The organism is Lactiplantibacillus xiangfangensis (assembly GCF_001438845.1).
GTDB lineage: Bacteria > Bacillota > Bacilli > Lactobacillales > Lactobacillaceae > Lactiplantibacillus > Lactiplantibacillus xiangfangensis.
The window spans coordinates 41,441-55,262 of record NZ_JQCL01000054.1; the positions used below are offsets into that span (position 1 = coordinate 41,441).

10 protein-coding genes are annotated in these 13,822 nt (G+C 47.4%); all 10 read right to left on the bottom strand.

What is annotated here, in order from left to right; all coding sequences use genetic code 11:
- Window positions 1–235: 235 nt before the first annotated feature.
- The 10 genes from IV64_RS04665 to IV64_RS04710 all read right to left on the bottom strand — a co-directional run bounded on the left by IV64_RS04665 (window position 236) and on the right by IV64_RS04710 (window position 13,819).
- Window positions 236–1,375, bottom strand: coding sequence for an ABC transporter ATP-binding protein (locus IV64_RS04665; RefSeq protein ID WP_057705983.1), 1,140 nt, complete (start codon window positions 1,373–1,375; stop codon window positions 236–238).
- 191 nt (window positions 1,376–1,566) lie between these two features.
- The gene (locus IV64_RS04670) at window positions 1,567–2,430 is read right to left on the bottom strand and encodes an ROK family protein (protein ID WP_057705984.1); all 864 of its coding nucleotides are present in this window, start codon (window positions 2,428–2,430) and stop codon (window positions 1,567–1,569) included.
- Between the two features lie 61 nt (window positions 2,431–2,491).
- Window positions 2,492–4,198, bottom strand: coding sequence for a sensor histidine kinase (locus tag IV64_RS04675; RefSeq protein WP_057705985.1), 1,707 nt, complete (start codon window positions 4,196–4,198; stop codon window positions 2,492–2,494).
- Entirely contained in the window at window positions 4,199–4,807 is a 609-nt protein-coding gene (locus tag IV64_RS04680; protein WP_057705986.1) for a YesL family protein, read from the bottom strand.
- 81 nt (window positions 4,808–4,888) lie between these two features.
- The gene (locus IV64_RS04685) at window positions 4,889–6,514 is read right to left on the bottom strand and encodes a glycoside hydrolase family 13 protein (protein ID WP_057705987.1); all 1,626 of its coding nucleotides are present in this window, start codon (window positions 6,512–6,514) and stop codon (window positions 4,889–4,891) included.
- Window positions 6,515–6,606: 92 nt separating this feature from the next.
- Window positions 6,607–8,073, bottom strand: a complete 1,467-nt coding sequence (locus tag IV64_RS04690) for an ABC transporter substrate-binding protein (RefSeq protein WP_083491573.1) — start codon at window positions 8,071–8,073, stop codon at window positions 6,607–6,609.
- A gap of 171 nt (window positions 8,074–8,244) precedes the next feature.
- Complete coding sequence (locus tag IV64_RS04695; protein ID WP_057705989.1) at window positions 8,245–9,162, bottom strand: carbohydrate ABC transporter permease; 918 nt, start codon at window positions 9,160–9,162, stop codon at window positions 8,245–8,247.
- Between the two features lie 12 nt (window positions 9,163–9,174).
- Window positions 9,175–10,155, bottom strand: coding sequence for an ABC transporter permease (locus tag IV64_RS04700; RefSeq protein WP_083491574.1), 981 nt, complete (start codon window positions 10,153–10,155; stop codon window positions 9,175–9,177).
- A gap of 788 nt (window positions 10,156–10,943) precedes the next feature.
- Window positions 10,944–12,797: a beta-N-acetylhexosaminidase gene (locus IV64_RS04705; protein WP_057705990.1), complete on the bottom strand. Its 1,854-nt coding sequence runs from the start codon at window positions 12,795–12,797 to the stop codon at window positions 10,944–10,946.
- A gap of 185 nt (window positions 12,798–12,982) precedes the next feature.
- A complete protein-coding gene (locus tag IV64_RS04710; protein ID WP_057705991.1) occupies window positions 12,983–13,819 on the bottom strand; it encodes an AraC family transcriptional regulator in 837 nt (278 codons plus the stop codon).
- Between the last annotated feature and the right edge of the window lie 3 nt (window positions 13,820–13,822).

A 13,822-nucleotide genomic window follows, 5' to 3' on the forward strand; every position in this document is an offset into this window, starting at 1 on the left:
AGCAGCGGGCTCACTGCGCGTCCTCAAAAGTCACAGTTAAGGTAGTATACTAACATATATCAACTATTTGACTAAATTACACCAGTAAAGGCGCTCACAGATAATCTGTGGGCGCCTCTATATTTACCACTTATTCCCTTGGAGGTAGAATAATGATTCGCTATTATTCGCGGTCATCAAGTCATAGTACAGGCCACGAATCAGCGGCAACTAAATTTATTTTAAAATTGGTCGTTTAAGCTTCAGTCGGTTGCTGTTCTTCTTCTTCATCCAGCATGATTGAACTTTGGGTCTCCTTGTCGAAGAAGTGCGCCTTATTGATATCAAAGCCCATTTCAATGACGGTACCTGGTTGGTGGAAATCACGCGCATCAACGTTCGCCACGAATTCAGTGTCGCCCACTTGACTGTATAGCTGACTCGTTGCTCCTAACAATTCGGACACGTTGATCGTTGCTTTAACCGTTTGCTTTGGCCAAGTGTCGATGAACACACTTTCAGTATGAATGTCTTCCGGACGAATCCCGAAAACGATATCCTTGCCATCATAGCCACGCCTATTTAGCGTGCTGGCCATCCCTTCAGGAACGTGTAATTTAACGCCCTGGTGATTATCGATCACGTTATCTTTAAAGCTGACGTTGAAGAAGTTCATGGCTGGTGAGCCAATGAACCCGGCCACGAACATGTTCCGTGGCCGATCGTAGATTTCAGACGGGCTACCGATTTGTTGGACTTCACCCGTAGACATAACAACCACGCGGTCAGCCATCGTCATCGCTTCCGTTTGGTCATGGGTCACATAAATCGTAGTCGTGTCCAAGCGACGGTGTAACTTTGCAATTTCCGCCCGCATGGAGACCCGCAACTTCGCGTCCAAGTTGGACAGCGGTTCATCCATTAAGAAAATGGGCGCATCCCGAACGATTGCCCGGCCTAACGCAACCCGTTGCCGTTGCCCACCGGACAAATCAGCTGGTTTACGGTCTAAGAAATCGGTTAACCCTAAAATTTCGGCGGCGTTTTCCACCCGTTTATCAATCTCTTCTTTTGTATACTTGCGCAGCTTCAACCCGAAAGCCATGTTACCGGCCACCGTCATATGTGGATACAGCGCGTAATTTTGGAAGACCATCGCAATATCACGGTCACGCGGGGGAATATCGTTCATGACTTTATCCCCAATTTTCAAAGTTCCCTGGGTAATATCTTCCAGACCAGCAACCATCCGGAGCGTGGTCGATTTACCACAGCCTGATGGTCCAACGAAAACGATAAATTCCTTGTCTTTGATGTGCAAATCAAAATCATTAACTGAGTTTTTAGTCGCATTGGGATAGCGTTTGTAAATATGATCTAGATCGATTTCAACCATAATCTATACCAGCCTTTCTCAAAATACACTTGTTTTTATACCAGATTAGTTGGTATCAAGAACAGTTTTATACCAACTTTTAACAGTTCTTATTCTAAATGAAAGCGTTATTATTAACCATAGGCACATTGTACAAAAAGTCGGCTAACAACTGGCAAACATACCAAAAAATGATTATTTGTGATTTTAATTTACTTCAATAACAACGCAGCCAAAGCAAAGTCGCCCACCGTTGCCGACGCATTATCGGCAAAGTGGCTGTGTACGATTAGGTCATCAGGAATTTGCACGTAGTTGTGGTTGAGTTGGTCAAAAATCTCTCGGACTTTAATGATGTTGTCATCGTCAACAACGGAGCCACCAAAAATAATCTTTTCGGGGGCGTAATTCACAAAGGCGCTGAAAGCCATCTGGGCAGCGTAGTAGTTGATAAAATCAAACACCGGATGATCCCGGTTTAACTTTTCTCCAGGAATCCCCGTCCGCCCTTCAATTGTTGGACCAGCCGCGACCCCTTCAAAACAGCGATTACCGTGAAACGGGCAAAATCCCTTGTAATGATCATCTGGATGCAACATGACCGGTGCGTGGCCCATTTCAAGGTGGGAGTAGCCCCCGATGAAGTGACCATCTTGGATGACACCCCCGCCAATGCCCGTTCCAATCGTGAAGTACACGGCCGAGTCAACGTCTTTGGCACTGCCCGCAATGTATTCGCCATAAACCGACGCATTGACGTCAGTCGTAAAGTAAACCGGCACGTGTAACGCTGCTTTTAACGTACCAACCATGTCGGTGCCCGCCCATCCAGGCTTCGGGGTAGCTAGGATGTGGCCATAATCGGCCGCTCCGGGTTTGATACCAATGGGACCAAACGAACCGAGACCAATCGCATCAACCGGATTTTCCTTAAAAAAGGCAATGCAACCGGCCAAAGTCGTCGTCGGATCTTCAGTTGGAATCCGTTTTTTGGCACTAACCCGATACGCTTCATCCGCTGCGGCTAAAATAAATTTAGTACCGCCCGCTTCAATACTACCTAGTTTTTGACGCATGATAATCACCTTACCCATTTAATTTATTTGATTACACTCAAATGCAACACACATTAATCAGCTAATCTTCCTTAATCGCAAATGCCATGGTCATCGTGACACCCTGCTGGCCATCGCTAGCAATCGCCATCGTAAGCGAATCGCCAAACGTATCAAGCATCCGGGAATAGACGTTTTGTAATCCAATTGATTGCTGTTGTTCGGCGTTCAGCGGTTCCCGCATCTTGTGATTGATAGCTGTGACTTCCGCCGCGGTCAAGGCCCGCCCATTATTCACAATTTTGACTTTGACCAGTGGCCCTTCCCGCCATGCTTTGACGCTCAGCGCGTTATCCTGACGCGCAAAATCCACACCGTGAACAAAATAGTTTTCGACCAATGGTTGCAAACTGAACTTAGGCACTTCCACGGTCGCTATCGCCGGATCAACTTGGAACTGGTAGGCGAGCCGGTCAGGAAACCGAACTTGGTATAAAAAGACGTACTTTTCAATAAACTTCAACTCATCCTTGATCGTCGTACGGGGTGACAAATCAGTGTTATTTCGTAGCAACGCGGCAAAACTATAAACCACGTTGGCTAATTCCGGCTGATCCGCATCTAGCGCCGCCATCCGAATATATTCCAAGGTATTGGACATAAAATGCGGATTAATTTGGGCTTGCAGCGCCTTCCGGTTGGCCTCTTGCTGGGCAATCTGTAATTGATAAATGGTATTAATATGTTGATGAATCTCTTCCAACATCGCGTTGATACCATCCGCCAACGTCCGTAAATCCGTGGGTTTCAAATCAACGGGCACCCGCGCATCCAAATTACCAGCGGAAACGGTACTGACCGTATCCACAATGGAATCTAACTGGTGCTGATAACGTCGGAAAGTTAGCCACAGCCCGATGCTGAGCCCGAGTAACAGGATTAACCCGAGCAAGACCAGCGGCAAGACGTGGTCAATCAGTAAAGTGCGCAAGGTCGCTCGGTTGATGACCGTTGTCAGACGGTACCCGGATGGCAAGACCTTGGTGCTCACATGGTAACCGGTTAAGTTATTAGTATTATTGGCATCCAACGCCCGTTTAAACGCCTTTTTAGAGGTCGCCTTGACGTCCTTACCAGCAAAGTAGAAAACCGCGTCATTCGAATCCGATTCGACCGCAACTTGAAGCGCCCGCGTCCCCGGAATCTGCCGTAACTGCCGGTTTAAATCACTTTGATCAAAGCTTAAGCTGATAACGCCATCGGTCTCTAGGGTGTATTGATTGACTAACGGCGCACTGATTGCAAACTTCTGCTTAACGTCCTTCGCCGCGTACAGGCCACCCCCGGGATTGGCTGCCGTCGCCACGAAGACCTTTTTCTGATTTAACAGACGCAACGTCAACTGGCTAGCCTGATCGTGTTGGACAAAGAACTGGCGGGATTCAGTCGGCCAGAAGAAGTACGGTCCCCCGTGAATACTTTTATTAATGGCGTAATCACTGTATGCGGTTATTGATGAATCAAAGTACTTCTCGATACTAGGCAAATTACCAGTCGCATTCGTGAGTTGGGTCGCAAATTGTGAAATCACTTGCTGATTTTGCATTACCGCTTGGCTAACTTGCGCGGTTGCCGTCGTTTCCGCTTGCCGGATCTCCGAATCATAGGTCCGCACGCTCACTGTCACAAAAACGCTAGTCGCCAAAACAACCATCACCGAAATGATGGCTGTATAGACCTTAATTAAGCGGGCAAAGCTTGACCGCAAAATGTGATCATGAACTTGCATTTAAACCGCCTCGAGCATTTTGTCAATTTTGGCATACCATTGATGTGACAATACGTCGGTCGCAAACATATAAATTCCGGGGCTCAAGAAGATAATTAATCCCGGCCACTTCAGAGAAATAACAATCATCGTGATCGTCACGACAATGAACACTAACAGTTGCATGAAACTACTGAAGAATTGCACAACGGCTAATTTGACCGCGTCTTTAAAGGTCACGTCGTAGCGCGAACGAATCATGGTCGTAAACATCGCCAAGCTGAAATCGAAAATCAACGCCGCAACGATGATAAATTGTACAAATAGCATCCACGCCTGATTGACCGTCGTGCTCAAATATAAGTTATAAGCAAGCACGATACCGGTGCCCAAAAAGATCCAAGTATGCCAGTTTGCTTGCCAGAAATCAGTCTTAAACCGGCTCCAAGCCGTTTTAAAAGAATATTTTTTATAATCCCACTCGTTATCCATATACATCTCACTCATCGTCCGAAAAGCGGGCCCAATTCCTAACACGATCAGACCAGCGACCGTCAAAATCCAGAAATATACGGTCATGATTAAGAAAACAAATATGCGGGTAAAAATTCGATCAGCTGCACGCCCCATGCTAATTCCTCCTCGTTGATTCTGCTATATTCTCATTTTGTAGAAACTGGCTTTTTAGTTTAACAATCACCGTTCCCACTATCACTGTAAGGCCACCATGAACGCCTCATAGGGTCGCAATTGGACGTCACCTAACTGATCGGGATAGTCATCATAATTTCCTACTAACCGTTTGGCTACTCGCTGAGGTAACGTTACGTCTACCGGCTCAGCCCCAAAGTTACTGCAAACTAACCACGTCACTTCGCCTAACGTCCGGGTGTAAGCAATCACGTCGTCGGGGACAGCCAGAGCTTGAAAGGCCCCGGTCTGTAACACCGGCTGCGTTTTTCTAAGTTGGATCAACTGCTGATACGTCTCAAAAACACTGTCAGGTTCAGTTAAGGTCGCTTGCACGTTGATGGTTTGATAATTGGGATTGACCGCTAACCACGGCTGACCAGTACTGAAACCAGCGTTCAGACTAGCATCCCACTGCATTGGTGTGCGGGCATTATCGCGGCTAAACCGGTTGACCTTTTCCATCGCCGTCGTCGCCGAATCACCCTGAACACGCAGCTGACGATAAATGGTCCGCGCTTCGACATCGTCAACTTGTTCAATCATCGTGACCGGACAATCGGTCATGCCCATCTCCTCACCCTGATAGATGTAAGGGGTGCCCTTCAGGCCGTGCAGGGTAATAGCTAACATCTTGGCACTCAATTCGCGGTTGGGTCCGGTTGGCGTCCCAAAACGTGAAACGGCCCGGGGAAGGTCGTGGTTATTCCAAAACAAACTGTTCCAACCATCTGTCGCTAATTCACGCTGGCAAGCATATAGGGCCGCCTTCAGTTGTGGCACGGATATGGGATGGGTTTCCCACTTCTCACCGCCCACCTTTCGATCCGCCCACAAATGGCCAAATTGAAAAATCATGCTGAGCTCTTGGCGGGCAGGACAACTGTATTGCAAGGCTTCCTTAGGTCCGGCACTCCAGGCTTCGCCGACCGTTAAAAAGTCCCGGTCAGCCCAAGTTGCGCGGTTCATTTCATGTAAATAGTCATGCAGATGGGGACCGTTAACCAGTTGCTTTTCAAACGGCTCTTTACCAATCATGTCGATCACATCCATCCGAAAACCACCGATGCCCTTAGCGATCCAAAAGTTCATCATGTCATAGATAGCTTGGCGCAGCTTAGGGCTCTGCCAGTTTAAATCAACCTGTTTGGCTGAAAACAAATGCAGAAAGTACTGGTCACTCGTTGAATCGTGCTCCCACGCGGAACCGCCGATAAAACCCGAGGTGAGGTCATTGGGTTCGTGTCCATCGACCGGGTCCGACCACACGTAATAATCCCGCGTTGAGCTGTCCATTCCCGTCCGTGCATTGACGAACCAAGCGTGTTCATCACTCGTATGGTTCACGACTAGATCCATCACGATGCGGATGTCACGTTGCCGCGCTTCTTGAATCAAGCGTTCCATGTCGGCCATCGTCCCGTATTCTGGATTTATGGCTTGATAGTCAGAAATATCATACCCATTGTCCGCATTGGGGCTTTGATAAACCGGACTCAGCCAGAGCGCGCCCACCCCTAATTGTTTCAGGTAGTCTAACCGACTAATAATGCCGGGGAGGTCGCCGATACCATCACCGTTACTATCTTGAAAGCTCCGGGGATAGATTTGATACACAACTGCACGTTGCCACCAATGCTCGCTCATCTCGATCGTCCTTTCTGGGGTTATTAAAAGTGCTATGTAGACAAAGAAGTCGTAGCGCAATTGCCCGACCTCTTTGTGTGACTCATGGTTGACTATTTTTTAGCCAAGAAGGCGTCATACTGTTTCTGTAATTCTTTTTGAACCTTGTCATAACCAGCCGTCTTCAGTTCCTTGTCCATCTTCTTGATGGTTGGTTCTGGATCAGCGGTACCGGTGTTAAGAATATCGAGGTACTTACTCATAACGTTGGAAAGGTTCGTGATTTCAGTCTTCAGTGCCCGCGTATCTGGGTTGAACCCTAACGCTGCAGAAGTCTTGGAATCAGCAATCGAATCATCACGTTTCTTGATCATGGCATTCGTTGTGGTATCAAGGGTGTACAAGTTCTTGTTGTTCCCCATCATCCACGCACCAATGAAGTAACCTGGTTTGTACTTCTTAGTTAATTTGATCTTGCCCTTGTCTTCGTTCGTGAAGTTCCATTGGTCGCCTTCAAGTCCCCAAGTAATGTTGTTAAGCAACTTCTTGTTCGTGTTCATTAAGTTCAACACTTTCATTGCTTCAGTCTTATGCTTAGAAGTCTTGGAGATGTTCCAAACGGCAACTTGGGTTTGTGCAGAAGATTTGTATGGGTCAGTGATGGCTTTAGATTGCATCTTTTTGCCACCGGCGCTGTTTTCCAAAGTCGTATCGCCGTAATCGTAAGGACCTTGGGTTTCTTGACGAACGAACCACGTGTTGTCTTGCAAGTTGTATTGCGTACTTGAAGTTGCGGCGTCCTTTGGAATGTAACCTTTTTCATAGTAGCTATGCAACGTCTTTAAAATACCCTTCATTTCAGCGGTATCGTAGACATTCACGATCTTCTTGTCCTTACCACTAGAATCGATGGCAAATGGTAAGCCGTTACCCAATGGGAAGTCCATATGTGCTGGTGACGCTTTGAATCCTTGACCAATGGCAAAGGCAGCGACCCCAGGGTTTTGCTTGTGGAACTTAGCTAAAGCGGGTTCCATGCTGGCGTATGAATTAACACCCTTGATGTTAATGTTGTTTTTGTCTAAGAATGATTGGTTGAAAGTTAACATATTTTGCGCGTAAACGTTGGCGTTTACTGGGAAACCATAGATTTTACCGTTAACTTTTAAGCCTTTCCAGTATGACGGGTTAACTTCTTTGTAGGCTTTTTTAGCCACCCCATTTTTCAGCTCATCCGTCATATCAGCGTAGGCACCCTTGAGGGCGTTGTTGGTATAGCTTTGTGAGAACGCTAAGTCATAGCTGTTACCAGACGTTACCATAACGTTATACTTTTGTTCGTAATCACCCCAGCCGATAAAGTTCATCTTAACGTTGATATCTTTATACGTTTTATGAATTTCTTTGTTGGCCTTTTTGAGCATTGCGTCGTAATTCTTTGGCTTGTCCCCAGGCATATACATGTTAACCGTTGTCATTTTGCCTGATGAAGCACTATCCGACTTTCCACAACCTGCAAGTGCGATGGTACCTAGCGCAGCAACACTAATAACCGCTGCCCCTTTTACAAACTTGTTCATACGTTTCATCCTCCTTGGAATGAGCCCATGAGCGTCAGCTAACCAGTTCTTCTAAAATGATCAACATAATTTCAGAATTTAAATTTTTGAATGGCACTAATCATCATCATTAGCGTCACCAACCAGCCAACTCACCAGCAATAAATTTATACCCAACCTAAAGTGTTTGAACTAACCTTTGACCCCACCAATCGTCATCCCTTTGACGAAGTACTTTTGGAAGAATGGGTAGGTCAACGCAATTGGTAACGTTGCAACAACCACGATTGCGAAACGCATCCCTTCGGATGGTACGCTGGTCGCACCAGCAACCGCGCCGTTGTTAGCCATATTTTGCGTCATGTACTGAATGTTATTTTGAATCTTAACTAACAAGTACTGCAGTGGCGTAACGCTGTCCTTGTTGATGTACAGCAAGGCGTTCATCCAATCGTTCCAGTAACCTAGCGACGTAAACAAACTGATGGTTGCAATCCCAGGAATGGCAAGCGGTACCACAATTGTCCAGAAAATCCGGAACTCACTGGCACCATCCATCCGGGCAGACTCAATGATTGCTTCTGGAATCGACGTTTTGAAGAAGGTCCGCATAATTAACACGTTGTAGACCCCAAAACTCATCGGCAAGATCAACGCCCAAATATTATCTTGTAAGCCCAGCATTTGGGTCACAATCAAGTAAGTTGGCACCATCCCAGGAACAAAGAGCATCGAGATTAAAGCGAAGATGGTAAAGAATTTTGCGTAGGCGAAGTCACGACGCGAAATCGCATAAGCATAAGTTGAACTAAACAAGCTGTTCATAATCGTCCCCACGATCGTGACGAAGACCGTCACACCTAGTGAAACGAGGACTTGGTGGCCCATTTTTGACAAGTATTGGTAACTCGCGAACGTCCAATGCTTAGGCCAGAATTGATACCCATAAGTGGTAATATCCGCTTCCTTCGTCAAGGACAAAATGATTATGAAGAAGAACGGCAGAATACAGGACAAGGCGAAAATCCCGATAAAGATGTTGAAAAACAGGTTGGCGCCAGGTCCGAACTTGCGAATTTCAACTGCTGAAATGTGCTTTTTTTTACGCAATGGCGTCACCTCCTAAAAGAGTGCTGATTCTGGCCGCTTCCGACGAATAATCCAGTTACTAGTGAAAATGAGTAAGGCCCCAACAACCGATTGTAATAACCCGGCGGCGGTGGACATCCCAATATCGTTAGTCGTCGTTAACGCCCGGTAAATGAACGTATCGAATGTCTGTGTGACGTTGATTAAGGCACCCGATGAGCGTGGAATTAAGTAGAATAGTCCAAAGTCACTCCGGAAGATCCCACCAATATTCAAAATCAACATCAGCGTTGCAACGGGTAAGATATGTGGTAACGTGACGTTCTTGATCTGTTGCCACTTGTTCGCACCATCCATCATGGCCGCGTCATAGTACGACGGGTCAATCCCCATGGCGGTAGCGAAGTACAGAATACTGTTGTACCCGATCCCTTTCCAGACTCCGAGGAAGATGATGATAAACGGCCAAACCCACGGCGTGTTATAGAAGTCGATTGGCGTTCCACCCATCGCTTGGATAATGTGGTTGAAGATCCCTTTATCAGTGCTTAAGAACGCGTAAACGAAGTAAGCCAGAATTGCCCACGATAGGAAATATGGGAACAACATCGACGTTTGATAAACTTTCAGCAAACGTTGATGCCGCATCTGACTCATGACAACCCCGAAGAAGATGGCGAAGAAGAAGTTCAGTAACAGGAAAGTCATGTTATACCCGATCGTGTTACGAATTACTAGCCAGAAATCCGCGGACTTGAAGAAGAAGGTAAAGTTCTGGAACCCGACCCAAGGACTATGGAGCACACTGTAGATAAATCCTTGCTCTGAATATTGAAAATCTTGGAAGGCTACAACGTTAGCCAACACTGGAATGTAGAAGAAAACGATTAAAAACAGTGAACCAGGTGCGACCATTAATAAGTACACCCGGTTTTCCCAAAAGCGCTGAAAGAACTTCTTTTTCTTAATCGGCGTCAATGGCACTGCTTCTGTAACGGCTGGGTCTTGCGTCATCGTTTCTCCCTCCTTTCATTTATTACACTTGCTATAGTAACCGCTTTCTTTATGACCAACAATCAACTAATTTAAGGGAAATGTTAACAAATTTAAGATTTGAACAAAATTAGATATATTTTTTGTACAAAAAGCAACAACGGCCATCAGTTGGGTTCACCGATGACCGTTGTTGGATTCTAAATTGCCAATTTTAATTCTTATGACTGCTTCAAGCCCTGTCTAAACTAGCTATTCCGATTGGTGCTGATGACATGCAGTTACAGAACCGGAATACTTGTCGCTTCCGGCCGCCCATGATTTCATCTGCCGTGACGACCGGACTAAGCCTGAGAAACGGTCTTAGTCCTCGCTTGCAAGCCGCAACCCCACGTCTCGCAAGACGTCGGTGGCGTAAACCGGAAGTCCACCGGTCAACGCCACTTTCGCGGCAGATTCATCATGATCGACCTCCAGCTAAGATGATCTTTCTATGAAAATCGATTTAGCTTGTTTTTAACCAATCCTAGCGCAGCCGGCAGAATCAGTGGGCAGTGTCGGTCATGTCACCTGGCGTTGTATGCCAGGTAACATGGCGGGTCGTCTTGGAAGACTTGGGCTTTAGGCTTTCAAGCGAGGCGGAAGCCCGCACCTTGGCTGTAGCCGACCCCACAGCCCACTGATTCTGTCCGGTGGAGCGATGAAGCATCCTATTTTTGCCATTAACCTTTGATTGTGCTTATTTTAATGCTTTCAAACTTTAGTTACTGTTGATATAGTGTTGCTGAATTTAGACCTTTCACCTTAATTTAAAACGAAATATCACAGGCACTCACGATTTCTTTGTAGAGGCCGTGACCGACTAAGCCGTTACTGCGTTTGTCCATTGGTAACAATGGTTCGTATAATTCCGCTAAGTCGTCTTGTCCGGCTTGCCAGGTTTTAATTCGCCAGCAAACCGTTTCACAACGGGCAATCTGACCGCCCAGACGGACATCGATGATTTCAAAACCGTTGCCCCGGCGCTGCTGATGCCAAACTTGCCGGAATAGGCCGAGTAATTGACGTAGCGCCGATTGACACGTCTCAATGGCAGCCAATGCTGCCGTGGCTTGCTGGTCATTAGCCGTCGCCGTACCTAACTTAGCAACAGCTTGTAACGCCCGCTGTTTGAGTAATACCGTTTGGGCGAGTTGCCGGTAAAACGTCACCGTTAACCGATTATCCGCTCGAACTTGGCACTGACTGAGGGCCTTAATCAGGTGCTCATACTGCGCTTCAAGCCCAATCCCTTGCAAGTTTTCCCGGTACCGTTGTAGTAATAAGTCTTCGTAAAGAACAATTTTACTGACGTTGTCGGCATCCACGTTGACCGCCTGAGTAAAGTTATCAAATTGATCCAGAAGCTTATAAAACGCTGGTGATTCCCCCTGCGTTAAGTCATATTCCGTATCGATGGTTTGCGGTTGCACATCCGTATGATATTGGTACGCCGCGAAAGCTTGCAGGCCGTACCAAGCTGAGCTGATGGGCACTTCGGCACCGTCATCAAACCACATCGTTGCCACCACCTGCGTGACCCCACTGGCCTTGGCCGCATTTAAACCGGCGCGAACCGTTGCCAACATCTTACTTTGATTGGGTGCGAGGGCACTCCAAGTCCAGATGCCGCCCGCAAAGACCACGTCGTCGCTCAGTTCAAAATGCTGGGCAAACCGATCCCTGTAGGTGGCTTCATCTTCATGATAATAGTCCCAGTACACTTGACCCACTGGCGGTAAGCTGGCCTTGAAGTCAGCGTCAAAGTGCACGTTCGGGTCATACATTTCATGTTTTGGTGACGCAAAGGTGAACCAGAGATCACTCCACATGTACGCCTTGAGTCCAAGCTCCTGAGTCAGTTCAACGACCAGCTTCAGTTGATCTAAAATCAGCGTTTGCTGATCGGTAAACCCGTTATCATCCAAGTACTTCCCTCGCCCAAGTTGATAGGCTTCATCCATCCCAACGTGAATCTTATTCGTCGTGAACGGGGCACTCGCAGCCCGTAAGAGGTTGGCTAAAAATGCCTTTGTTGCGGGTGCCCCGACCAGCAGCGTGTCATCCGTATCCCTGACCGCGTGGTGGGCATCCCATTTAAGCGCGTTGTGCATGTGCGCCAACGTCTGAACGGCGGGCACCACGGTGACGCCAAATCGGTCCCCGTACAACGCAATATCGTGTAGGTCGGCTTGACTATAGCGCCCCCGTTGACGACCGAAATAGGGTTCTTCAGGAATTTCAAATAAATCCTCTAAATACAACCAGAGTTCGTTATAACCCATGCTAGCAAGTCGGCGAATCATCGTTTTTACCATGTCCACCGTGGGGACACCGTTACGAGCGACGTCCAGCATCGCTGCCATGACTTTAAACTGGGGCCGCTGCTCAATGGTAAAATCACCAGCCTGCTTAATTTTGCCAGCAAGCAACGCGGCACCCCGCATCAAATCCACCTGACTACCGTAAGTTAAGGTCACCTGCTGGCCGGTTCGCGTGATGGCAATTCCTGCCTCACCCGTTTGGCACCTCACCTTTAAAGCATGCGCCGTTAAGTCATCACCCCATCCGATTGCTTGGACGGCTTGTACTTGTTCGTCGGTCAATCCACGCCACTCTATCATGATTACTTCCTCCTCATTTCGACTAATTAAGGTCTAACCTGATATATTTATCCGACTGAAATATATCATACCCACCAATTTTGGACGAGGGTCGGACGCTTGATTGCCGTTAAAGTTGTTCCCCCGCTTATACCAGGTCCGCTACCAATCAGCTTTTCAGACTAAAAGTGCTTTCATTTCATAATTTAAGTATCCCCTTTATCGATCAAGCTGGGTGCTATCCCAAAATAACGTTTAAATAACTTGCTGAAATAATACGGGTCTTGATACCCGACCGCCCGGGCCACTTCGCCCACCGCTAATTGGTCTTTGAGCAACAAGTCCTTCGCCCGACGCATCCGCAGCTTCGTCAAATAGTTAATGGGGCTTTCGCCCTGAACCCCTTTAAACGTCCGTGATAAGTAGGCCGGACTCACGTGTAGACTGGTCGCCAAATCGCTCAAGGTCAAGTCTTCACCGTAGTGCGCCTCTAAATAATAGGTGGCGGCACTAACTAACGCCACGTGTTCTTTGTCCGGCGTCTCACTTTGTAACGCTAAGTAGTCGCTACTAACCGGATTTTCCGGTAATGCCCGCAATAATAAGCAGAGCAATTCCACCACTAAGGCTTGTAATAAAACGGCGTGTCCTAACTCGGCGGGCCGCTGACTTTCGGTGACGACCCGCTGTGCGCAGGCCATGAACTCTGGTCGTAGTGAGCCTAAGTTGACCAAACTGTCAGCAAACGGTAAGTGGTCTGGCGTCTGCCCCGGCAACGCCACGTGCCGAAAACCAACGTGTAGTTGCAAACTTTGGGAGGCTGGTGGCTGCGTTTCCTGATGGTGGACCCCCGGATTAAATAGCAAGGCTTGCCCGGTATCAACTCGCCGCCACCGCCCTTCCACGTTGTAATCAGAATAACCTTCTAACATAATCGACAGTTCCAAAAAAGTGTGGTCATGATAAACGTAAGTCCCAGGTTCCACGTTCCGGTACGAAAAAGCGTAAAGCACGTCCGGCATTAACTCGCTCAGATTTAACATCCG

Coding starts and splice junctions, on each gene's coding strand:
- IV64_RS04675 (WP_057705985.1), bottom strand. CDS start 4,198: ATGCAAGTTCATGATCACATTTTGCGGTCAAGCTTTGCCCGCTTAATT.
- IV64_RS04665 (WP_057705983.1), bottom strand. CDS start 1,375: ATGGTTGAAATCGATCTAGATCATATTTACAAACGCTATCCCAATGCG.
- IV64_RS04685 (WP_057705987.1), bottom strand. CDS start 6,514: ATGAGCGAGCATTGGTGGCAACGTGCAGTTGTGTATCAAATCTATCCC.
- IV64_RS04710 (WP_057705991.1), bottom strand. CDS start 13,819: ATGTTAAATCTGAGCGAGTTAATGCCGGACGTGCTTTACGCTTTTTCG.
- IV64_RS04680 (WP_057705986.1), bottom strand. CDS start 4,807: ATGGGGCGTGCAGCTGATCGAATTTTTACCCGCATATTTGTTTTCTTA.
- IV64_RS04670 (WP_057705984.1), bottom strand. CDS start 2,430: ATGCGTCAAAAACTAGGTAGTATTGAAGCGGGCGGTACTAAATTTATT.
- IV64_RS04705 (WP_057705990.1), bottom strand. CDS start 12,797: ATGATAGAGTGGCGTGGATTGACCGACGAACAAGTACAAGCCGTCCAA.
- IV64_RS04690 (WP_083491573.1), bottom strand. CDS start 8,073: ATGAACAAGTTTGTAAAAGGGGCAGCGGTTATTAGTGTTGCTGCGCTA.
- IV64_RS04700 (WP_083491574.1), bottom strand. CDS start 10,155: ATGACGCAAGACCCAGCCGTTACAGAAGCAGTGCCATTGACGCCGATT.